This is a genomic window from Streptomyces sp. LMG1-1-1.1 (assembly GCF_040815545.1).
Taxonomy (GTDB): Bacteria; Actinomycetota; Actinomycetes; order Streptomycetales; family Streptomycetaceae; genus Streptomyces.
On sequence record NZ_JBFPNH010000037.1, the window covers coordinates 61,750 to 82,214 of the forward strand.

Sequence of the window (20,465 nt, forward strand, 5' to 3'; positions counted from 1 at the left end):
CAGCGGCGCCGTCGGGGGTATCTTGCATTACATGGTTCCTGGCGAAGCAAGATCGGAGGCGACCGGAAAGGTCGCCAGTCAGCTGCGCAAGGGCGTACTGGAGTACTGCGTCCTCGCCCTGCTGCGCGACGGCCCGCGCTACGGCGTCGAGATCCTCGACGAACTGGCCGCCGTCAGCGTCATGACCACCAGCCAGGGCACGATCTACCCCCTGCTGTCCCGGCTCCGCCGCGACGGACTCGTCGACACCGAGCTTCGCGAGTCGGCCACCGGCCCCGCCCGCCGCTACTACACCCTCACCGCTCCGGGCAGGACCGCGCTCACCGAGTTCACCGAGAGCTGGCCGCGCTTCCGCGACGGCGTCGACCACTTCCTGACCGCACCCCACGGAGGCACCGCATGACCGGCACCGAACACCCCCTCGTCACCGACTACCTCGCCACGATCGAGCGCGAGGCGTCGTTCCTCCCCGCCGGCCGCCGCGCGGAACTCCTCGCCGACCTCCGCGAGCACCTCGACGTGGCCGTCGGCGACGAGCAGGACCCGGCCACCGTCCGCGCCGCCCTCGAACGGCTCGGCGCCCCCTCCGCCATCGTGGCCGCCGCCCGCGCGGAGGAGCCCGAGACCGCCGCGGCGCCCCCGGCCCCCGCCGCCGAGCCGCAGCCCCGGTCGCGGACCGTCACCACCGCCGTCCTGCTCGGCGTCAGCGGCGTCGCCACCCTCGTCACCGCCTTCGCCGGCCTGGCCGCGCTCGTCGTGGGCCTCGTCCTGCTGTGGACGTCCGCCGCCTGGGACCAGCGGACCAAGACCCTCGCGACCTGCCTCGCCCTCGCGACCCCGGTCGTCGTCACCGCCGGCGCCCTCTTCCTGGCCGCCCGCGTCGGGCCGACGGAACTGCTCGTCCTCCTCGCCGTGAGCATCGCCCTCCCGGCCACGGCGGCCGCGCGTCTCCTCCGTACCCGGCCCGAGGCCGCCTGACCGGGCCCGGAGCACGGGGGGGCGCGGGGGGGCACCCCCACTCCGACCAAGATCATCACGGGTACAGAATGACCCGTATGCCCCTAGCGAACACACCGAAGACGGCCACGATCGACGACGCTCGCATGGTCGGCCGCACCCTGGCCTCCGCCTTCGGCGACGACCCGATGATGCAGTGGTTCTTCCCCGACGCCGCCACCCTTGAGACGGACCTCTGCCGCTACTTCACCACCCTCTTCACCCGGCAGTACGGCCTCCACGGCGTCTGCGAGCGCACCGAGTCCGCCGCCGCGTTCTGGGTCTCGCCCGAAGGCGCGGACAGGGCCGTCCCCGACGCGGAGACCATCCAGGAGCTCGTGGCGATACTCGGCGACCGCGCGCCCGTCTTCCGCGAGGCCGTCATGGCCGCCGCGGAACACGGGCCCACCGAACCCCACTGGTACCTCGCCGTCATCGGCGCCGACCCCGCCGCCCGCGGCCAGGGCCACGGCGCCGCCCTCCTCCGCTCCGGCCTCGCCAAGGCCGACGCGGCCGGGATGCCCGTGTACCTGGAGTCGTCCAAGCCCGACAACCTCCCGGTCTACGAGCACTTCGGCTTCACCGTCCGCGACGAGTTCGCCCTGCCCGGCGGCGGCCCCGTCCTGTGGTCCATGAAGCGCGACCCGAGGTCGGCCTGACGTCCTTCACACGCGCTGCGGCGGGCGCCGATGACCCCGTGGCCGAACCGCTCGGCCAGCCACTGGACCCGCTCCTCCTCGTAACCGTCACCGTTGCGGCGACGGACGTGAACGAGGGCCAGGTGTGCGTCGGCCGGCACGTCGAGTTCACGCGAGTCGTTGTCAGCGGTGGTCCTGCCACAAGTGCCGCCTCAGCAGCACGTCCGCATCCGTCACCGCACTGTGGTCGAACCGGCGCCGGGTCTCGGCCCGTTCCCGTACCAGCAGCGCACACGCCACACAGTGCTCCACCGGCTCCGGCGGACGGCTCAGGTCCGGCGCGGGCTGCGGCGAGCAACCGGCGCGAGCCCTGCCGTTGGCGGCGCGCACCCCGGCGCTCAGCCGCTCGGCCGGCGTGGCCGGCCGCACGTCGGCCGGGTCCGCCTGCCACTCACGGCCGCCCCCGACCGGCCGCAGCATCACATAGGGCCCCGCATCCCCCTTGAACTCACCGACCACACCCGCCACTTGGTCGTAGACCCAGGCCCCTCGTTCCATTAATTCCGCCCCTCTCCGTGGACTACCCTCTGTGATCCCGGCACTACGAGAATGGACCGGGACACACGGAACCCGGAGCGGTGGCGGACCGTACTTCCCCAGGTCGCGCGGGTAGTTCCACATCTTCCACAAGGGAGTACGCGCGATGCCGACGAGACGCGTGGTGACGGGCCGCAGCCAGGAGCCCAGGAAGAGGTTCGCCGAGGAACTGAAGCTCCTCCGCACCGACCGGGGCCTCAGCCTCCGGAAGCTCGGCGAGGCGCTGGGGTGGGACTGGTCGCTGTTCTCGAAGATGGAGAAGGGCGAGACGGTCGGCGGACCCGAGGTGGTCCAGGCGCTGGACCGGTACTACGGGACGGCGACGACGCTGCTGGCGCTGTGGGAGCTGGCGATGGGGGATCCGACCCAGTTCAAGGAGCGGTACCGGAGGTACATGACGCTGGAGGCAGAGGCGATCAGCCTGTGGCACTTCGCGCCCTACTTGCTGCCAGGCCTGCTCCAGACCGTCGACTACGCGCGCACGCTGATGAGTTGGAGCGGCGGCTTCGAGGGCGACGAGTTGACCCGGCAGGTCGAGGCGCGCTCAGGACGACGAGCCCTGCTGGAAGGGGAGCACGCTCCCGTGTTCCGCACGATCCTCTCGGAGACGGTGCTCCGCACCCCGCTGCCGGTGCGAGCACAGTGGCAGGAGCAGCTGGGACGGCGGCCAGTGCGCCGAGGTCGCCGACCACCTCCCCGTCGTCCCCGTCCGCGACAGCAAGACCCCCGCCGGCCCCGCGCTCGTCTTCGGGCCCGCCGCATGGTCCTCCTTCGTCGCCGGAGTCAAGGGCGGGCGGCTCGGCGCCTGAGGCACCGGTTCAGCAGTCAGGGCAGCAGGGTGAAGGCCTCGGTGTGTGCCGGGCGTACGGCACCGAAGTGGCGGCGGTCGACGGTCGCCACCTCGTGCACACCGAGCCGCTCGGCGCAGGCGATGACGGACGCGTCGACGAGGCCGAGCGGGAAGCTCGCGTACCGGGCCGTCAGTTCGGCGATCCTCAGCCAGTCGCCCGGGTGGACGGATTCGACGGTGAAGAGGCCTTCGGCGAAGTCCTGGGCGAGGAGGAGTTCGGAGCGGGCTCCGAGCCGTCGGCCGAGGAGGTGGGCGACTTCGGCGATGACGAGGGTAGGGACGACGAGCGGGCCTGGGTGGGTCTCCAGGAGGCGTACGCACCGGTGGTGCCACGCGTCGCTCCTGTCGTGCAGGGCGTAGAGCGGTCCCGCGTCGACGATCAGAGCGGTCATGCGCTGCGCCGCACGTCGTGCGTCTCCTCCTCCGCGATGAGGTCGCGCCCGTCGGCCAGACCGGCCAGCAGTTCCTCCATGCGCTCCGCGATGTCACTGCGCCCGCTGGAACCGGACCCTGTGGAGTGGAACCTGCGCCGGACGGGCGCGTCGCCCCGCTCGTCACCGGGCAGGTGGGCGGCGATGGCCTCGCGCGTCCACTCCGAGACCGTCATGCCGCGCCGGGCGGCCTCGTGGCGCATCCGGGCGTCCAGCGATTCGTCGATCTTGATCGTCGTCCGCTTCACGTATGCCAGCATACCCGGATCGGCCGCACGCATCCCGGGCCTCACGCGGCGACGGCCGTGGCGCCGGTAGACACGTTCGCGGCGAGCCACCCCGCCCCCGCCTCCCTGGCCGCCGCCGCGTCCGCGCGACAGTCGGGGCACTGGCCCGGTTCCCAGGCGCGGAAGGCGACGTTCTCGCAGGTGACGCAGAGCTGGATCGGGCGCTGCCCCTGCGCCGGGGCCGGTGTGGGGAGGGGCGGCGGGAGCAGGTTGGCGAGGCGGTGGGAGAGGGGTCCCGCCGGGTGCTTGAGGGTGTCGGGGAGCGCGGCGAGGAGCGTGCGGCGGACGGCGTCCGGCGTCGCGCCCCGCGCGAACCACGCGTCGATGCCGGGGGCCAGGTGCCGCACGTCCCGCGCCGACAGCAGCAGGCGCTCGTCATGGCGCCGCAGGTCGAGCAGCAGCTCGGTGGCCGCACCTTCCGGAAGCAGCTCCGCATCGCGGCGTACGTGCTGCGCGGGCGGGGCCTCGGCCGCGTCCGGGACGGAGGGGGGAGCAGGGGCGGTGGTGGCGGTGGTGGCGGCAGGGGCGTGGGCCGCCGGGCTCTGGGCCGAGGACGGCGCCGAGCCCTGTGCGAAGTACGGGATCGGGCCCTGCCCCGTGGTGCCCGGGACCGACCCCTGCGCCCCGTGCCGGGCCTCGCCCTGCGCCGCCTGCGGGGCAGGGCGGTTTCCCCGATCGAGCTCCTCCCCCGAGTCCCCGCCCGCCCCTGGGTTGTTGCACGAGAACGTCCGCGTCACGATCCGACCGCTCGGCAGGCGCTCGCGGAGGCGGCGGAGGTAGCCGTACGCCTCCAGCTCGCGCAGGGCGGAGGCGATGCGGATCTCACCCTCGGGGAAGCGGCCGGCGAGCGTTTTGATGCCGATCGGAGTGCCGGCGGGCAGCGACTGGATGTGGGCGGCGAGACCGATCGCGGTGAGCGAGAGGTGCTCGTGCTGCGCGAGGTGGTTGCCGACGACCACGAAGCCGCTCGTGTGGGGGACGTTGGCGTGGATGACGCCCATGGCGGGCACGGTCGCGCTAGGGTGCTGGATACCCATAGGGAAGTTGCTGCTTCCTTGTTGGTCAGGCCCTCCCCGGGATTCCGAGTCCCGGGCGAGGGCCGAACTGTTTCCGAGTTCAGGTCGCCGCGAGCATATGCCAAGCAACCACCCCGAAATCCAGCCCAGTTGGGATGGTTCGCTCGTGTGGGTGACACCCCCCGGCATGGCCAGTCAGAGCAGGTGGGGGTGGGGTGGGTACTTTCCCCGGGTACTTAAAAGGACGTCGGGAGCCGCCGCGTCGCGGGGCCGCGCGACACGGCGGGACGCGGTCCGGTCCGGGACGCACGAAAGGGCCGGAACCCGTGGGTTCCGGCCCTTTCGGGGGTGCGGGGATTACTTCTTGACCGCGTTGAGGCAGAGGACGAACTTGTCGGCGTCCCACTGCTGGGCGAGGGCCTGCTCACTGTCCTCGGCGCACTTGTTGACGTCGAAGGTGTCGTCGTAGACCTTGACGACCTTGAAGAGGTCGGCCTTGCCGGAGGAGCAGTCCGCGCTGTCGACCTTGGGGTCGTTGTCCGAGCCGGTGACGACGACGCACTCGCCGGCCTTGGCGTGGACCGGGGTGTCACCCGTGAGGAAGGGGAGGCCGAACTTGACGGCGAGGGCGACGACGATCGCGACGACGACGCCGCCGACCTTCTTGAGGGCGGCACCACCCTTCTTCACGGGGGCGGGAGCGGCGGGCTGCTGCTCGGGGGTGAGAGGCGCGGAGGGCGTCGTCATGAGGGATTCCTTGGGGACGCGGACATGATCAGACGCGAACGTTACATGCGCCAAAACCGGCAAAAAGGATCGGGAAGATCCACTACTGGATCAGTTGTGGAGTCGTGATCCTGGCGGCGCGTCAGAAACCCTTCAGGGGCGGGGCCCAAGCTGCCGCTGGTGGTCGAGCGCCCTGCGCAAGTCGACCGGAAGCGGGTGATAGGGGCCGTAGGCGCGCTCGGCGTCGAACAGGAGCCGCTGGAGCTGGTCCTGGCCGGCCGTGTGCTCGCCGGTCGCCAGGAGGAGCAGCCCGATGCGGCGGCGGATGTCGAAGGCGCGGGCGGGGTCGTGCTCGTAGTACGGGAGGACGGCCCGGAACTCCGTGAGCGCGGCGGCCGTCTCGCCCAACTGCTCCAGGCAGAGGGCGGCGTCGTGACGGAACTGGAGGGTCCCCGGGTCCGCGGGCCCCGCCTCCGCGTCGCGGTCCTCCGCGAGCCTACGGAGCTCCGGGAGCGCGCGGCGGTACTGGCCGTCGTCCATCAGCGTGGAGGCGTACTGCTTGCGCAGGATGTGGACGACCGGCGAGCGCTCCCCGTGCTCGGCCGCGGCCGTGGGCAGGATGCCGCCGAGGAGGTCCACGGCCTGGGTGAGCGAGCCCTCGCCGAGGAGCCGCTTGACCTCGTCCACCGCACCGGCGAGGTCGACGCGCGGTGCGGCGGCGCCGAGCGGGACCCGGGGGTCGCTCCGGAGGTCGGTGCGGGGGTCGTTCCGGGGGGCCGCGGGTGCGGCATGCGGCGGCAGGGGCGGCGGTACGGGCACGGGCACGGGCGCCGACACGGCGGTGGGGCGGGCCGGCCAGGGGGCGTGCGGGCGGAGGAAGGGACGGGTGGGGTCCATGGGTCCCGTGGGGGCGCCGCGCGCGGGCAGGAGGGGGAGCAGGTGCTCGTAGACCTCGTGGGCGCCGGACGGACGGGCCTGCGGGTCCTTGGCGAGGAGGTGGAGGACGAGCGCTTCGAGGGCCTCGGGGACGTCGGGCCGGATCCGGCGGACGGGCACGGGCGGCTCGTACAGGTGGCGGTGGAGGACGCCGAGCGCGGTGGAGCCGGCGAACGGCACGTCACCGCTGAGGAGTTCGTGGAGCAGGACACCGAGTGCGTACAGGTCGGTGGACGGGCCGACCGCACCGCCCATGGCCTGCTCAGGCGCCATGTAGGCCGGGCTGCCGATCTGCGAACCGGTCTGGGTGAGACGGGTGGTGTCCGTGTCGAGGACGGAGGCGACGCCGAGGTCGAGGACGGTGAGGGAACCGTCCGGGCGGATCATCACGTTCCGCGGCTTGAGGTCGCGGTGCACGATCGGCACCGCGTGCACGGCGGCGAGCACCGCGCACAACTGCGCGGCGACGCAGACGGCCCACTCCCACGGGTACGGGTCGTGCTCGGCGAGGTGGTCGGCGAGGTCGGCGCCCTCCACGTACTGCATCACGAGGTAGAGGTCGTCGCCGTCGCTGCCCGCGTCGTGCACGGTCACCAGACCGGGGTGGTCGACGTGCGCGGTCACCCGGCACTCCCGGACGAAGCGGCGCCGCAGCTCCTCGGCCGCCGTGGCGGGGCCGGTCATCGTCGCCGGCCGGAGCAGTTTCACCGCGACGCGGCGGTCGAGCCGCCCGTCGTACGCCGTCCAGACCTGCCCCATCCCGCCCTGCCCGATGACGGTGGCGAGCTCGTAACGCCCGCCGATGACACGCCCGTTCACCTGCGGTCTTCACCTTCCGGAGCGTTCTTGCGGAGCAGGTCGCTCAGCTCGTCGAGCTCGGCGCGGACCTGCTCGATCCGGGGAGCGACGGGCGGCTTGACCGGCGGCTCCGGAGGCGGCGTGCTGGTGTACGGGTTGGGGGGACCGAGCGGACTCGGCACCGTGACGGCCGCGCCGTCGGCGCCGTAGCCGTGGCCGAGCGGCCGGTACGGCGGGGGAGCCTGCTCCAGGGCGACACGGCGGCGCTCGAAGTGGCGGATCTCCGCGACCAGGTAGTACGTGACCGAACCGGCGGCGAGGACCGTGATCGTGCCGATCCCGACGAACGCCTCCAGGGTGCTGCCCTCCTCCTCACCGGTCGCCGCGGCGTACGCGAAGAGGGCGCCGCCCGCCAGGAACGCCAGGCCGAACAGCACCCAGTCCAGTGTCCTGCGGGTCACGATCGCGAGCCGCAGCAGCGGGGCCCAGGCGAGGAATCCGCAGCTGAGCAGCGGGAGCGCGGCGAAGAGCACGCGCAGCGCGATCAGGCCGCCGGAGGCGGGGCTCTGCGGCGACTTCGGGGCCTGCGGGTGGCCGTACATCTCGGCTGCTCCTGCTCGGACGGATCGGGGTGCGGAGACGAGCGTATACACCGACGCGGACAACGGTTCCGGGATACCCGGAACCGTTGTCGAAGTGAGCGGGAAGCGGCCCCCGGGGCGGGGTCAGGGCGCGACCGTGCCGTCCGCCAGGCCGTCGTAAAGCCCCTGCACGAGCTGGTCCCCGAGCCGGGACGTCTGCCGCAGCGCCTCCTCGAACTCGGCGAGGGCCCGGAACCGCGCCCCGAACCCGCGCTGTTCGGCCAGGGGCAGCCGCGGCAGCTGGAGGCGGCGGACGTCGAGCCGGGTCGCGGTGGAGGCGTAGCTGCTGGCCTGCCGGTTGTTGGCGGTGGCACGGAGGAAGCCGGCCAGGAACCAGGGGTCGAGCGCGGCCGGGTCGGGGCGCAGGAGCTGGAGGTTGCGGCCGAGCGCCGCGCCCTCCGCCGAGGCGTCGACGACCCGGACGGCCGCGCCGCCGCCCAGGACGGGGACGACGACGTCGCCGGCGGCGAGCAGCACCGGCTCCTCGGGCGGGCCGTCGGGCAGCGTGCCCGACGGCGGCTGGGCGGCCAGCACGTCGTGGTCGGTGAGGACGGCGATCGGGGACGCGGCGGGGGTCGTGCCCGTGCCGCCCGCGCGCAGGACCAGGGCTCCGGCCCTGGCCAGTTCGCCGACGGTGGTGGTGGGGCGGCCGACCGGTCCGGTACCGGCGTCGGCCGGGTCGGTCACGGGCGGCGGGGTCAGCTCACAGGTCCGGCGCAGGGTCTCCGTCAGGCTCTCGCGCACCCCGGCCAGCTGGGCCGCGCCCTCGGCGGCGGCCGGGGGCGGCAGCCGGCGGGCGGGGGCGAGGTCGACGTCGTCGTCGAGGAGCTCGACGACGGGGAGGGAGCGGCTCACGCCCGGCGTCGCCGCGACGCCGCCGTCCCGGTCGAAGGGCGTCCACGCGTCGAGTACGGCGGTGTGGACGCTCGGCCAGTCGATCCGGTCGCGGGCGTCCCGCGCCGGGCCCGCGTGCTCGGAGGCGGTGTCGACGAGGAGGAGTTCGGCGGGGGGCCGCTCGCCGGGGACGGGCCGGCGCAGCACCCAGAGGTGCAGCGGGATGCCGTACGGCGGCGCGGCGCCGGCCGGGAGGGCGACGACCGCGCGCAGGGCGCCCCGGCGCAGCAGGTCGGCGCGGATCCGGCGGCCCGAGCGGCGGGAGGCGGCGGCGGGCGGCATGAGGAGGACGGCGGTGCCGCCGGGGCGGAGGCGGGCCAGGGCGTGCTGGACCCAGGCGAGTTCGGACTCGGTGCGGGCCGGGAAGCCGTACTCCCAGCGCGGGTCGTAGGCCAGTTCGTCGTGGCCCCAGTTGCGTTCGTTGAACGGCGGGTGGCAGAGGACGGCGTCCGCGGCGAGCGACGGGAAGGCGTCGGCGCGCAGGCTGTCGCCGGACCGGACGCGGATGTCGGCGTCGGTGGCGAGCGCCAGGCGCAGGGCGGTGAGCGCGGCGAGGTCGGGGTCGGCGTCCTGGCCGCAGAACGCGCCGGGCCGCTCGACCGCGGTGAGCAGGCTGCCGGTGCCGGAAGCGGGGTCGAGGACGGTGAGCGGGGCGTCGTCGTCCGCGCCGGTGGCGAGCGCCGCCATGAGGGCGGCGGGGCCGGGCGGGGTCAGGGTGTACTGCCGCGGGTTGGCGTCGAGGTGACGGCCGAGCAGGAACTCGAACGCCGCGCGGACCCCGGTCTCGGCCGCCAGCTCGGCCGCCCCGCGCAGGAGGGGGACGGAGGCGGCGAGCGCGGTGCTGGTGGGGGTGAGGACGGGCCGCCCGTGGCCGAGGCGCTCGCCGAGCGTCTCCTCCAGGGCGACGGGCAGCACCTCGACGAGCCGCTCGTCGGGCAGCTCGGCCAGCGCGGGCCAGGCCGCGGACCGCTCCCGTACGAGGAGGAGGGCGCAGCCCGCGTGGACGAGGGCGGTGACGGCGCCCGCCGGATGGCCGGCGACCTGCTGCCAGACCCGCTCTCGGAGTGGGACCTCGGCCAGTTTTCCCTGGTCGCGGAGCCACTGCTCGACCTCGACGAGGGCGAAGGAGGGGCTGGCCTCGGTGCCGCCGACGGGCTTGGGGAAGTCGGCGTGGCGGCGGCGCCAGTTGCTGACGGCGGCCCGGCCGACCCCCGCGAGCCGGGCGATCCCGGCGGCGGTCACCTCGGCCCCGCTCACCTCTTCGGTGCCCGCGTCCCCGCTGTCTCCGCCGCCTACGTCCGCTGCGCGCTCCGGCACGTGACCCATCTCCCCTGTTTCGCCCGCTTGCTCGTCCTGCTCTTCCTCGTGTGACACCAATCCTACTGACGAACGCCCGCCGCACCACTTCACAGTGTGAGTCGATCCGTTTTTCGTGAACCGTGTTGACTCGGTTCACAGGCTCTGCTGTGATTGACCCATCGCGCCAGACATCTTCACCGTCCGGGAGGACACACCCATGTCGTACGACACCCAGGTCCCGCCTGCCGCCGCCCCGCAGGTCATGCGCAACGGGCTCGGCACCGCGGCCCTGATCCTCGGCATCATCGGCACGCTCTCCGGCCTCATCCCGCTCTTCTTCTGGCTGGCCGGCATCCTCGGCCTGATCGCCCTGATCCTGGGCCTCGTCGCCAGGGGCCGCGTGAAGCGCCGCGAGGCGAACAACAAGGGAGTGGCCCTCACCGGCGCGATCCTGGGCCTCGCGGCCCTGGTCCTCTCGGTCGTCGGCGCGGTCATCACGTTCACGGCCGTCAGCGACGCGGTCGACGAGCTCGACAAGGCGGTCAAGGACGCGGCCCCGAAGGACCCGAGCGCGAGCCCGAAGGGCAAGGCCCCGGCCGACTCCGCCTCCAAGGCCCCCGCCGGCGACGCCGGCAAGAAGGACAAGGGCGCGGGTCTCGCCGACGGCGACACCTCGGTCTACGACGACGACGTCAAGGTCACGGTCTCGGACCCGAAGCCGTACACCCCGGGCGAGTACGCGATCGGCCACACCAAGGGCAACACGGCCTACCAGGTCACCGTCGTCATCGAGAACGGCGGCAAGGAGAAGTTCGACACCGCCCTCGTGTCCCTGAGCGCCACCGCGGGCAACGACGGCGTCGCCTCCGAGCAGATCTTCGACGACAAGGTCGGCGCGGGCTTCGAAGGCACGATCATGCCCGGCAAGAAGGCCACGATCACCGTCGCCTTCGACGCCCCCAAGGCCGCCAAGAACCTCACGGTCGAGGTCAACCCCGGCTTCACCTACGACGCCTCGCAGTGGGAGCTGAAGATCGGCTGACCCGGCACCACCGGGCGCCACTCCGGCACCGCCGAACCACCCCCGGCACCACCGGGCTCCACCGAGCCCTACCGAGCACCGCCCAGCACCACCCACCACCACCGCGCCCCACCGAGCACCACCCAGCACCACCGAGCACGCCAGGACCGGGGGCCCTCAGGGGCCCCCACCGCCCGTACGACCCCTCTCGGAGACACTTCATGCGCGCCCTCACCCGCCCCCGGATCCACCCCGCCACCCGGACGACCCGCATCGCCGCCACCACGCTCCTGTGCGCCGCCGTCGCGGCCGGCGCCGCCGCCTGCGGCCCGTTCGCGGACGAGGCGAAGGGCAAGCCGGCGGGTCCCTTCGCGGAGCTGACGGGGTCGCAGATCGCCGAAAAGGCGTTCGCCGCGACGAGGACGGCGAAGTCGCTGACCCTGACCGTCGACCTGAAGTCCGCCGACGAGCCGACGAAGGGCTACCTGTCCCTGGACGCCGAGGGGAAGTGCGCGGGCACGCTGACCTTCGACACGGTCAACACGGCCGAGCTGGTCAAGGCCGACGACAAGGACGTGTACCTGCGCTTCGACGAGGGCTTCCTGCGCGCACAGGTCGAGGACGAGAGCCCGGAGGTGCAGGAGGCCACGCTCAAGGAGCTCAAGGGCCGCTGGGTGAAGACGCCCGTGTCCGACCCCGACTCCAAGGACATGACGGCGCTCTGCGACCTGGAGTCGCTGCTCTCCGCCTTCGAGGAGGGCGCGACCGGCATCAGCAGGGGCGGGGAGACCACCGTCGACGGGCACAAGGCGCTGGCGCTGACGGAGCCGGGCGACGCCGGCGAGTCGAGCACGGTCTACGTGGCCACGGAGGGCACGCCGTACATCCTGAAGATCGTCACGAAGGGCGGCGAGGAGCCCGGGACGATCGCCTTCTCCCACTACGGGAAGCCGGTCGTCGCGAAGGTCCCCGCGCCGAAGGACGTCGTCGTCACCGACTGAGCCGCACGGACACGCGTACGCGGGGTGGGGCCGCCGCAGGGGAGCGGCCCCACCCCGCGTGCGCGTGTCCCCACCGGGGCACGGACACGGACGCGCGCCCGTGCCCGCCCGTGCGCCCGGACGTCAGATGCGGTGACGGACCCAGACGTTGGGCTCGACGTAGACCGCGTAGCCGCGCGTGACCTGGCAGTGGACCGGCACCAGGGCGCCCGCGACCTCGACCGGACCGTCCGTGTCGAAGGGGAGGCCGGTCCAGTCGCGCCACTGCTCGACGGAGCCGGAGACGGTCATCGAGGCCGCGGCCACCGCCACGATCGCGCCGCCCGCGCGCACGTGGACGCGGAGCCACGGGTCGTGCGGCAGGCCGTCCTCACGGGTGCGGAAGGCGTACTCGTGGATGGAGGTCCCGGCCTCCAGGTGCTTGCCGTTGGGGCGGACCGGGGCGACCAGTTCGGCGAAGCCGAGCCGGCCGACGTTCTCCCGCATGGCCGCGAGCATCCGGTGCGACAGGCCCTTGCCGAGGTGGGCGAGGTCGACGGTGATCTCGATCGCGCTCACGGTGTCCGCCTCCCTGCCGTGCCGCAGGTCGGAGAAGGCCCAGTTGAGGACCTCGTCCCAGCCCCGGGCGGGCAGCTCGCGGCGGCCCTCCGCGTCGAGCCGGAAGGGCACGCTGAAGCCACGGGCGACGACCGCGCCCTCCGCGTCGGTGGCGACGAGCACGTACTCCGGGAACTCCCGGACGATCCGGCCCATGTTGGCCCACCCGACCGGGTCGTACATCATGAACTCGGGCCAGAGGTCCTTCATGGACCACATCGCCCCTTCGAGTTCGGGTCGGGCGGCGAGGGTCGATATGTTGATGTCCATGCGGGCAGGATAGGGATCACTGCCCGCTACACCAACCGACTTTCCCGTCTGTTTTCATGGCGGATTTCCCGACAGGGCCCCGCGCTACGGGAGTTTCTGCTGCGGGCAGCCGCCGAGGACCCTCTTCATCGCGTCCCGCTCACCCGTCGTCACCCACACCCCGTACTTCTTCTTCACCGCGACCTGCCGGGCCACGTAGGTGCAGCGGAAGGCCTTGTTCGGCGGCAGCCAGGTCGCCGCGTCGCCGTCGGACTTGCGGCGGTTGGCGGACGCGTCGACGGCGAGGAGGTTGAGCGGGTCGTTGGCGAAGCGGCGCCGGGTCTCCCCGTCCCACTTCTGCGCACCCTTCTGCCAGGCGTCGGAGAGCGCGACGACGTGGTCGATGTCGACCTTGCTGCGGCCCCGGACATAGGGCACGTCGGCGCCCGTGTACGGGTCGTCGGCCAGGGTGCCGGACGCGACCTTGCAGCGGCCGTCCGTGAAGCGGACGCCGGTCAGGTCGCGCTTGAGTATGTCGTCGCGGGTGCCGCAGCCGTTGCCGTCGACGTCCACCCAGGAGCGGCCGAACTTCTCCCGCTCGTAACCGGCCTTCGGGGCGCGGCCCTTGACCGTGAGGGTGTCCACGGCCGCCAGGGCCGTACCGCGTGCCGCGGGCTTGCCGCCCGAGCCGTCGCCCGGCCCGGGGGTGCCGGTACCGGGCGAGCATGCGGTGGCGACGAGCGCGGCGGCGGCGAGCACCGTGGCGGCCAGGGGCCTTCGATTCGTTCGATACGTCCGTTGTGTGAACACCCCGGAATCCTAAGGGGGTGTCCTGTCGGCGGCTCAGAACGTACCGAGGGGTGCCCTGTCGGCCGCTCAGATCTTGCCGATGCCCAAAGTGTTCTCGGAGGGGAGCAGGCCGGAGCCGATCGCGGCGAGCCAGGGGCCGCCGAGGAGGTTGGCGAGCCGGGCGGTGGACTCGGGGCCGAGGGCGGTCCAGGGGGCGGCGGCCAGGACGTCCGTACGGTGCTCGACGTCGGCGCGGAGGGCGCGGCCCGCCTCGGTGACGGCGCCGGCCGGGTCGAGGAGGCCGCGGGCGGTCAGGCGGGCGCGGACGGCCGACCAGTCGGCGGCGGACCAGCCGCGGCTCTCGAAGACGGGCTCCGGGGCGGCGCCGACGGCGGCGAAGGAGACGAGCGCCTCGACCGGGTCGAGTCCGGCGGCGAGGAGGGCGGCGAGGTGCCCGTCGCCGCGGTGCTCGCGCAGGACCGTCGCGGCCTGCCAGAGGACGAGGTGCGGGGCGTCGGGCCAGGGCAGTCCGGCGTTGGCGGCGGCGAGCGGGCGTCCGGCCAGGCCGAGCGGCCGGACGGCCTCCGCGGCGCGGCGGGCGAGCGCGGCGGCCTCGGCGAGTTCGGGGCCCGCGACGGCGTCGTCGCCGAGGACGGCCCGGTAGGTGCGGTCGACGGCCCGCAGCCGGGCGGCGAGGACCTTGGCCGGGGCGGCGGTCTCCCAGACGGCGGGGACGTAACGGGCGACCATCCCGGGGCTGAAGCTGTAGAAGGCGGAGGTCACCGGGAGCGGGCCCGCGGTGCCGAGGGGCGCGGCCCGCCAGGCGAAGTAGGAGGGCCAGCGCTCGGCGGTGTCGTAGCCGAGGGCGGCGGCCTCGTCGAAGGCCTCGGGGGCGTAGTAGAGCAGGGCGTGCAGGGGTTCGAGCAGGTGCCACATCTGGCGTACGCGTCCGGGTTCCACGGCTTCCTCGTTCCCTCGCTCCATCGTCTTGTCACTGACTAGATTGCTCCGGCGCCCTCAACTTGTCAATGCCTAGATACGGGCTACGCTGCTGCCATGACGAGCCGGAACAGCTACCACCACGGCGACCTGCGACAGGCCGTCCTCGGCGCCGCCCTCGACGTCATCGCCGCCGAGGGCCCCGGAGCCCTGAGCCTGCGCGACCTCGCCCGCCGCGCCGGGGTCTCCCACGCCGCCCCCGCCCACCACTTCAAGGACCGCACCGGACTCCTCACCGCCATCGCCGCCCAGGGGTACGGGCTGCTCGCGGACGCCCTCGCCGACGCGCCCGAACTGAGCGAACGCGGCGTGCGGTACGTACGGTTCGCCGTCGACCACCCCGCCCACTTCACCGTCATGTTCCAGCCCGAGCTGCTGCGCGCCGACGACCCCGACCTCCTCGCCGCCAAGGACCGCGCCTCCGCCGAACTCCGCGCGGGCGTCACCGACCTGGGGAACGTCCCCGACCCCCGCACCGCCGGTATCGCCGCCTGGTCGCTCGCCCACGGCTTCGCGACCCTGCTCCTCACCCGCAACCTGGACGACCCCGTCGGCGACCGGGACCCGGGAGAGGTGTTCCGCTCCCTGACCGGCTCGATGTTCGGCCCTCCGGGAGCTTGATGCTCCCTCAACTCCCTTGGGGCGCAAGGGAATAGACGGAGCCGATCAAGGCTTGGAACCTATGTGCGCCCACCGGCGCCAGCGATCGAACTCCACGGGGGAAACACCAGATGAGCACCCGCACGACCGTCCGGCGCTCCGCCGCCGCCCTGCTCGCCGCGACCACCCTGACCCTCCTGCCGACCACCGCGACGGCCACGGCCACCACGGGCACGACCGCCGACCGTCACACGGACGGCGGGTGGCGCGGCGCCTGGGCCGCCTCCCCGCAGTCGGCGGCCGAGTCCTTCAGCCCCAACTGGTCGCGGCAGGGCTTCGCCGACCAGACGGTCCGCCAGGTCGTACGCGTCACCGCGAGCGGCACCCGGAACCGGATCGAGCTGACCAACCGCTACGGCACCACCCCGCTGCGGATCACCGGCGCCACCGTCGCCCGTACCGCCGACGGCGGCGCGGTCGAGCCCGGCTCCGTACGCCGGCTGCTCTTCGGCGGCCGGACGTCCGTGACCATCCCGGCCGGCGGCACCCTCCGCAGCGACGCCGCGCACCTCCCCGTCGAGGCCTTCGAGTCGCTGACCGTGACCCTCTACCTGGCGGGCGAGACCGGCCCCGCCACCTTCCACCAGTTCGCCACGGCCACCAGCTACCGCGCGAACGGCGACCACCGCGCCGACGTGTCCGGCACCGCCTTCGGCGAGAGCACCGACTCCTGGTACTACCTCTCCGGCGTCGAGGTCTCCGGCGGCCGGGAGGCCGGACGGAGGAACGGCATCGTCGCCTTCGGCGACTCGATCACCGACGGCGTCGGCTCCACGGCGAACGCGAACGACCGCTACCCCGACGAGCTCGCCGAACGCCTCGCCGCCGCCGGCAGGCCCCGCGCCGTCCTCAACCACGGCATCGGCGGCAACCAGGTCGTCAACGACACCACCTGGGCCGGCGAGAAGGCCCTCACCCGCTTCCGCAAGGACGTCCTCACCGAACCCGGCGTCCGGACCGTCATCCTCCTCGAAGGCATCAACGACATCGGCGGCAGCGGCCCCGCCTTCCCGGACCCCACCCCCGAGGTCTCCGTCGACCGGCTGATCGCCGGCCACCTCACCCTCGTCCGCGAGGCCCACGCCAAGGGCCTCAAGGTCATCGGCGCGACCCTCACCCCGATCGAGGGCTCCTTCTACGACAGCCCGGAGAACGAAGCCAAGCGGACCGCCTTCAACGAGTGGGTCCGCACCTCCGCCGCCTACGACGCCGTCGTCGACTTCGACCGCGCCGTCGCCGACCCGGCCCACCCGGACCGCATCCTCCCCGCCTACGACGCCGGCGACCACCTCCACCCGAGCGACGCCGGCTACGCCGCCCTGGCCCGCGCCCTCGACCTCGACGAGCTCTGACCGCACCGTCGCCCCGGCCGCCCCGATCCCGGGGCCGGCCGGGGCGACACCGTCACGAGTCGAGGATCGTCGTCAGGAACTCCCCGGTCCACGCCAGCAGTTCACGGCCGACCACCGGCTTGCCGCCGATCTTGCCCGCCGTCGGACGCGGGACGAGGATCTGGCGGACGGCCGGCTTGATGACCGTACGCGGGTGGAGGCGCTTGAGGCGCAGCTCCTGCGACTCGCGCAACTCCACCGGCGCGAAACGGATGTTGGAGCCCTGGAGGACGATCTCGCCGACACCGCAGGAACGGGCCAGCATCCGCAGGCCCGCCACCAGGAGCAGGTTCTCGACGGGCTCCGGCAGCTTGCCGTAGCGGTCGGTGAGCTCCTCCCGCACGGCCCTGATGTCCTCCTCCGAGTTGGCGGAGGCGATGGAGCGGTAGGCCTGGAGGCGCAGCCGCTCCCCGGGGGCGTAGTCGTGCGGCATGTGGGCGTCCACCGGCAGCTCGATCTTGACCTCCAGGGGGGCCTCCTCCTCCACCCCGCCCTCCATCTGCGCCCGGTAGTCCGCGACCGCCTCGCCGACCATCCGGACGTACAGGTCGAAGCCGACGCCCGCGATGTGGCCGGACTGCTCGCCGCCGAGGAGGTTGCCCGCGCCGCGGATCTCCAGGTCCTTCATGGCCACGTACATGCCGGCGCCCATCTCGGTGTGCTGGGCGATCGTCGCGAGCCGCTCGTGCGCGGTCTCGGTCAGCGGCTTCTCCGGCGGGTAGAGGAAGTACGCGTACCCTCGCTCGCGGCCACGGCCGACGCGGCCGCGCAGCTGGTGCAGCTGCGACAGGCCGAAGTTGTCGCCGCGCTCCACGATCAGGGTGTTGGCGTTGGAGATGTCGATGCCGGACTCCACGATCGTCGTGGACACGAGCACGTCGAACTTCTTCTCCCAGAAGTCCACCACGACCTGTTCGAGCGCCGACTCCGACATCTGGCCGTGCGCGGTCGCGATCCGCGCCTCGGGCACGATCTCCCGGAGCCGGGCCGCCGCCCGGTCGATCGAGTCGACCCGGTTGTGGATGTAGAAGACCTGGCCCTCGCGCAGGAGTTCACGGCGCACGGCCGCGCCGATCTGCTTCTCCTCGTACGGGCCGACGAAGGTGAGGACCGGATGCCGCTCCTCCGGCGGGGTGGTGATCGTCGACATCTCGCGGATGCCGGTGACCGCCATCTCCAGCGTGCGGGGGATGGGGGTGGCCGACATGGTCAGCACGTCGACGTTGGCGCGGAGCTTCTTCAGCTGCTCCTTGTGCTCGACGCCGAAGCGCTGCTCCTCGTCGACGATGACCAGACCCAGGTCCTTGAACTTCGTCTCCGACGAGAACAGGCGGTGGGTGCCGATGACGACGTCGACCGACCCCTCCCGCAGCCCCTCCAGGGTCGCCTTCGACTCGGTGTCGCTCTGGAAGCGGGACAGCGCCCGCACCTTCACCGGGAACTGGGAGTACCGCTCGCTGAACGTGCCGAAGTGCTGCTGCACGAGCAGGGTCGTCGGGACGAGGACCGCGACCTGCTTGCCGTCCTGGACGGCCTTGAACGCCGCCCGCACCGCGATCTCCGTCTTGCCGTAGCCGACGTCGCCGCAGATCAGACGGTCCATCGGGACCGTCTTCTCCATGTCCTCCTTCACCTCGGCGATGGTCGACAGCTGGTCGGGCGTCTCCGCGTACGGGAAGGCGTCCTCCAGCTCCCGCTGCCACGGCGTGTCCCCGCCGAAGGCGTGGCCGGGGGCCGCCATCCGGGCCGAGTACAGCTTGATCAGGTCGGCCGCGATCTCCTTGACGGCCTTCTTCGCGCGCTGCTTCGTCTTCGTCCAGTCCGCGCCGCCGAGCCGGTGCAGGGTCGGCGCCTCGCCGCCCACGTACTTGGTGACCTGCTCCAGCTGGTCCGTCGGGATGTAGAGCCGGTCGCCGGGCTGGCCGCGCTTCGCGGGCGCGTACTCGACGAGGAGGTACTCGCGGGTGGCGCCCTGCACCGTCCGCTGGACCATCTCCACGTACCGGCCCACGCCGTGCTGCTCGTGCACGATGTAGTCGCCGACCTCCAGGGTCAGCGGGTCGATCGTCTTGCGGCGCTTGGCCGGCATCCGCTGGCCGTCCTTGCCAGCCGCCTTCTGGCCGGACAGGTCGGTCTCGGTGAGGACGGCGAGCTTGAGGGCCGGGTCGACGAAGCCGTAGTCGATGGAGCCGGTCGACACGTGCACGACGGACGGCGAGATCTCCGCCAGGTCGGCGTCCAGACGGGCGGCGATGCCCTCGCCGCCGAGGACCTCGACCGTGCGGGACGCGGGGCCGTGCGCCTCCGTCACGTAGACCGTGCGCCAGCCGTCGGCCAGCCAGCCCTTGGTGTCGGCGAGCGCGCGTGCGGTGTCGCCGCGGTACGACTCCGGGGCGTGCATGCCGAGCGTCAGGGTGTCGCCCGACACGACCTCGTCCGCGGCGAACGGCGACACCGACCACCAGGCGATGCCCAGCTCCCGCGCCCGGTCCCGCACGTCCGCGATCCCCCACAGGGACGCCGCGTCCACGTCGATCGGCGCCTCGCCTCCGCCGGCGGTCGCCGCCCAGGACGCCTGCAGGAACTCCTGCGACGTCGCCACCAGGTCCGCCGCCCGGGTCCGCACCCGCTCGGGGTCGCAGACCACCGCCATGGCGCCCTTCGGCAGCACGTCGAGCAGCAGCTCCATGTCGTCGACGAGGACCGGTGCGAGGGACTCCATGCCCTCGACCGCGATGCCCTCCGCGATCTTGTCCAGCAGCTCCGCGAGCTCCGGGTGCGCCTCGGCCAGCTCGCGGGCCCGGGCCCGCACGTCGTCGGTCAGCAGCAGCTCGCGGCAGGGCGGCGCCCACAGCCCGTGCTCGGCGACCTCCAGGGACCGCTGGTCGGCGACCTTGAAGTAGCGGATCTCCTCGACTTCGTCGCCCCAGAACTCGATCCGGAGCGGATGCTCCTCGGTCGGCGGGAAGACGTCCAGGATGCCGCCGCGCACGGCGAACTCGCCGCGCTTCTCGACCAGCTCCACCCGGGAGTACGCGGCCGCCGCCAGGCCCTCGACGATCTCGTTCAGATCCGCCGTCCGGCCGCTGCGCAGCGCCACGGGCTCCAGGTCCCCCAGGCCCTTGACCTGCGGCTGGAGCACGGAGCGGATCGGCGCGACGACCACGCTGACCGGTCCGGCCGCCGGGTCGTCGTCCCGGGGGTGCGCGAGGCGGCGCAGTACGGCCAGGCGGCGGCCGACGGTGTCCGAGCGCGGCGAGAGCCGCTCGTGCGGCAGCGTCTCCCACGACGGGTACTCGACGACCGTGTCCGGGTCGAGCAGCGACCGCAGCGCGGCCGCCAGGTCCTCGGCCTCCCGGCCGGTCGCGGTCACCGCGAGCACCGGCCGCCCCGAGTCGCGGGCCAGCGCGGCCAGCGCGAACGGCCGCGCGGCGGCCGGACCGACCAGGTCCACATGCGGACGGTTCCCGTCGGCGGCGGCCTTCACCGCCTCGGCGAGAGCCGCGTCCTTGACGACGACATCGAGCAGACCGTGCAGGCTCATGAAGGTGTCCATCCCGAGGGGTGCCGGAGGCGGGCAACACGAACAGCCCGACACGTCGTACGGGCCGGGGTGTCCAGCGTACGACGGTGCACCGACAGTCGCTTC

At 73.1% G+C, this 20,465-nt stretch carries 19 protein-coding genes and 2 pseudogenes; 9 read left to right on the plus strand and 12 right to left on the minus strand.

Translation table 11 applies throughout. From position 1 onward, the window contains the following. Positions 1-31: 31 nt before the first annotated feature. From MRBLMG1_RS22065 to MRBLMG1_RS22075, 3 genes are all read left to right on the plus strand, one after another. Entirely contained in the window at positions 32-403 is a 372-nt protein-coding gene (locus MRBLMG1_RS22065) for a PadR family transcriptional regulator (protein ID WP_367825824.1), read from the plus strand. After that, positions 400-978, plus strand: coding sequence for an HAAS signaling domain-containing protein (locus MRBLMG1_RS22070; protein ID WP_367825825.1), 579 nt, complete (start codon positions 400-402; stop codon positions 976-978). Before MRBLMG1_RS22065 ends, MRBLMG1_RS22070 begins: the two co-directional genes overlap by 4 nt. Positions 979-1,046: 68 nt before the next feature. Further along, positions 1,047-1,655, plus strand: a complete 609-nt coding sequence (locus tag MRBLMG1_RS22075; RefSeq protein ID WP_367825826.1) for a GNAT family N-acetyltransferase — start codon at positions 1,047-1,049, stop codon at positions 1,653-1,655. 162 nt (positions 1,656-1,817) lie between these two features. Here the strand turns inward: MRBLMG1_RS22075 and MRBLMG1_RS22080 are convergent, their stop codons facing one another. Beyond that, on the minus strand, positions 1,818-2,192 hold the full coding sequence (locus MRBLMG1_RS22080) for a hypothetical protein (RefSeq protein ID WP_367825827.1): 375 nt from the start codon (positions 2,190-2,192) through the stop codon (positions 1,818-1,820). A gap of 145 nt (positions 2,193-2,337) precedes the next feature. Here MRBLMG1_RS22080 and MRBLMG1_RS22085 point away from each other — a divergent pair. Both MRBLMG1_RS22085 and MRBLMG1_RS22090 read left to right on the plus strand, forming a co-directional pair. Continuing rightward, positions 2,338-2,889, plus strand: a pseudogene (locus MRBLMG1_RS22085) (Scr1 family TA system antitoxin-like transcriptional regulator); the annotation flags it as partial. Between the two features lie 43 nt (positions 2,890-2,932). Beyond that, positions 2,933-3,040, plus strand: a pseudogene (locus MRBLMG1_RS22090) (DUF397 domain-containing protein); the annotation flags it as partial. Positions 3,041-3,056: 16 nt separating this feature from the next. On the opposite strand, the gene MRBLMG1_RS22095 reads toward MRBLMG1_RS22090, so the two are convergent. From MRBLMG1_RS22095 to MRBLMG1_RS22125, 7 genes are all read right to left on the minus strand, one after another. Further along, on the minus strand, positions 3,057-3,473 hold the full coding sequence (locus tag MRBLMG1_RS22095; RefSeq protein WP_367825828.1) for a type II toxin-antitoxin system VapC family toxin: 417 nt from the start codon (positions 3,471-3,473) through the stop codon (positions 3,057-3,059). Then, a complete protein-coding gene (locus tag MRBLMG1_RS22100; RefSeq protein WP_362562198.1) occupies positions 3,470-3,760 on the minus strand; it encodes a CopG family transcriptional regulator in 291 nt (96 codons plus the stop codon). Before MRBLMG1_RS22100 ends, MRBLMG1_RS22095 begins: the two co-directional genes overlap by 4 nt. A gap of 41 nt (positions 3,761-3,801) precedes the next feature. Continuing rightward, a complete protein-coding gene (locus tag MRBLMG1_RS22105; protein WP_367825829.1) occupies positions 3,802-4,800 on the minus strand; it encodes a helix-turn-helix domain-containing protein in 999 nt (332 codons plus the stop codon). Positions 4,801-5,172: 372 nt separating this feature from the next. Further along, positions 5,173-5,562 carry an LppU/SCO3897 family protein gene (locus MRBLMG1_RS22110; RefSeq protein WP_367825830.1) on the minus strand — a complete coding sequence of 130 codons (390 nt, stop codon included), beginning with the start codon at positions 5,560-5,562 and terminating at the stop codon, positions 5,173-5,175. 132 nt (positions 5,563-5,694) lie between these two features. Beyond that, positions 5,695-7,296 carry a protein kinase domain-containing protein gene (locus MRBLMG1_RS22115; RefSeq protein WP_367825831.1) on the minus strand — a complete coding sequence of 534 codons (1,602 nt, stop codon included), beginning with the start codon at positions 7,294-7,296 and terminating at the stop codon, positions 5,695-5,697. Then, the gene (locus MRBLMG1_RS22120; RefSeq protein WP_367825832.1) at positions 7,293-7,877 is read right to left on the minus strand and encodes a hypothetical protein; all 585 of its coding nucleotides are present in this window, start codon (positions 7,875-7,877) and stop codon (positions 7,293-7,295) included. Before MRBLMG1_RS22120 ends, MRBLMG1_RS22115 begins: the two co-directional genes overlap by 4 nt. 123 nt (positions 7,878-8,000) lie before the next feature. Continuing rightward, positions 8,001-10,052, minus strand: a complete 2,052-nt coding sequence (locus MRBLMG1_RS22125; RefSeq protein ID WP_367825850.1) for an N-6 DNA methylase — start codon at positions 10,050-10,052, stop codon at positions 8,001-8,003. 274 nt (positions 10,053-10,326) lie between these two features. On the opposite strand from MRBLMG1_RS22125, the gene MRBLMG1_RS22130 reads away from it, so the two are divergent. Then, entirely contained in the window at positions 10,327-11,151 is an 825-nt protein-coding gene (locus MRBLMG1_RS22130; protein WP_367825833.1) for a DUF4190 domain-containing protein, read from the plus strand. A 200-nt stretch (positions 11,152-11,351) separates the two neighbouring features. Then, on the plus strand, positions 11,352-12,131 hold the full coding sequence (locus MRBLMG1_RS22135) for a hypothetical protein (protein ID WP_367825834.1): 780 nt from the start codon (positions 11,352-11,354) through the stop codon (positions 12,129-12,131). Positions 12,132-12,254: 123 nt separating this feature from the next. On the opposite strand, the gene MRBLMG1_RS22140 is transcribed toward MRBLMG1_RS22135, so the two are convergent. The 3 genes from MRBLMG1_RS22140 to MRBLMG1_RS22150 form a co-directional block, all read right to left on the minus strand. Beyond that, positions 12,255-12,998 (minus strand): N-acetyltransferase, encoded by a 744-nt coding sequence (locus MRBLMG1_RS22140; protein ID WP_367825835.1) that lies wholly within the window; start codon positions 12,996-12,998, stop codon positions 12,255-12,257. An 84-nt stretch (positions 12,999-13,082) separates the two neighbouring features. Continuing rightward, positions 13,083-13,787: an HNH endonuclease family protein gene (locus MRBLMG1_RS22145; RefSeq protein WP_367825836.1), complete on the minus strand. Its 705-nt coding sequence runs from the start codon at positions 13,785-13,787 to the stop codon at positions 13,083-13,085. 66 nt (positions 13,788-13,853) lie between these two features. Further along, entirely contained in the window at positions 13,854-14,750 is an 897-nt protein-coding gene (locus MRBLMG1_RS22150) for an SCO6745 family protein (RefSeq protein WP_367825837.1), read from the minus strand. A 72-nt stretch (positions 14,751-14,822) separates the two neighbouring features. On the opposite strand from MRBLMG1_RS22150, the gene MRBLMG1_RS22155 reads away from it, so the two are divergent. Further along, positions 14,823-15,386, plus strand: coding sequence for a TetR/AcrR family transcriptional regulator (locus tag MRBLMG1_RS22155; RefSeq protein ID WP_367825838.1), 564 nt, complete (start codon positions 14,823-14,825; stop codon positions 15,384-15,386). Positions 15,387-15,496: 110 nt separating this feature from the next. Next, a complete protein-coding gene (locus MRBLMG1_RS22160) occupies positions 15,497-16,777 on the plus strand; it encodes an SGNH/GDSL hydrolase family protein (protein WP_367825839.1) in 1,281 nt (426 codons plus the stop codon). 52 nt (positions 16,778-16,829) lie between these two features. Here the strand turns inward: MRBLMG1_RS22160 and mfd are convergent, their stop codons facing one another. After that, a complete protein-coding gene (gene mfd / locus MRBLMG1_RS22165) occupies positions 16,830-20,360 on the minus strand; it encodes a transcription-repair coupling factor (RefSeq protein WP_367825840.1) in 3,531 nt (1,176 codons plus the stop codon). Positions 20,361-20,465: the final 105 nt, after the last annotated feature.

What these genes read in the sequence shown, in the direction of transcription:
- MRBLMG1_RS22065 (WP_367825824.1), top strand. Translation starts at nt 32, where the DNA reads ATGGTTCCTGGCGAAGCAAGATCGGAGGCGACCGGAAAGGTCGCCAGT.
- MRBLMG1_RS22070 (WP_367825825.1), top strand. Translation starts at nt 400, where the DNA reads ATGACCGGCACCGAACACCCCCTCGTCACCGACTACCTCGCCACGATC.
- MRBLMG1_RS22075 (WP_367825826.1), top strand. Translation starts at nt 1,047, where the DNA reads ATGACCCGTATGCCCCTAGCGAACACACCGAAGACGGCCACGATCGAC.
- MRBLMG1_RS22080 (WP_367825827.1), bottom strand. Translation starts at nt 2,192, where the DNA reads ATGGAACGAGGGGCCTGGGTCTACGACCAAGTGGCGGGTGTGGTCGGT.
- MRBLMG1_RS22095 (WP_367825828.1), bottom strand. Translation starts at nt 3,473, where the DNA reads ATGACCGCTCTGATCGTCGACGCGGGACCGCTCTACGCCCTGCACGAC.
- MRBLMG1_RS22105 (WP_367825829.1), bottom strand. Translation starts at nt 4,800, where the DNA reads ATGGGCGTCATCCACGCCAACGTCCCCCACACGAGCGGCTTCGTGGTC.
- MRBLMG1_RS22110 (WP_367825830.1), bottom strand. Translation starts at nt 5,562, where the DNA reads ATGACGACGCCCTCCGCGCCTCTCACCCCCGAGCAGCAGCCCGCCGCT.
- MRBLMG1_RS22120 (WP_367825832.1), bottom strand. Translation starts at nt 7,877, where the DNA reads ATGTACGGCCACCCGCAGGCCCCGAAGTCGCCGCAGAGCCCCGCCTCC.
- MRBLMG1_RS22130 (WP_367825833.1), top strand. Translation starts at nt 10,327, where the DNA reads ATGTCGTACGACACCCAGGTCCCGCCTGCCGCCGCCCCGCAGGTCATG.
- MRBLMG1_RS22135 (WP_367825834.1), top strand. Translation starts at nt 11,352, where the DNA reads ATGCGCGCCCTCACCCGCCCCCGGATCCACCCCGCCACCCGGACGACC.
- MRBLMG1_RS22140 (WP_367825835.1), bottom strand. Translation starts at nt 12,998, where the DNA reads ATGGACATCAACATATCGACCCTCGCCGCCCGACCCGAACTCGAAGGG.
- MRBLMG1_RS22150 (WP_367825837.1), bottom strand. Translation starts at nt 14,750, where the DNA reads ATGGAGCGAGGGAACGAGGAAGCCGTGGAACCCGGACGCGTACGCCAG.
- MRBLMG1_RS22155 (WP_367825838.1), top strand. Translation starts at nt 14,823, where the DNA reads ATGACGAGCCGGAACAGCTACCACCACGGCGACCTGCGACAGGCCGTC.
- MRBLMG1_RS22160 (WP_367825839.1), top strand. Translation starts at nt 15,497, where the DNA reads ATGAGCACCCGCACGACCGTCCGGCGCTCCGCCGCCGCCCTGCTCGCC.
- mfd (WP_367825840.1), bottom strand. Translation starts at nt 20,360, where the DNA reads ATGAGCCTGCACGGTCTGCTCGATGTCGTCGTCAAGGACGCGGCTCTC.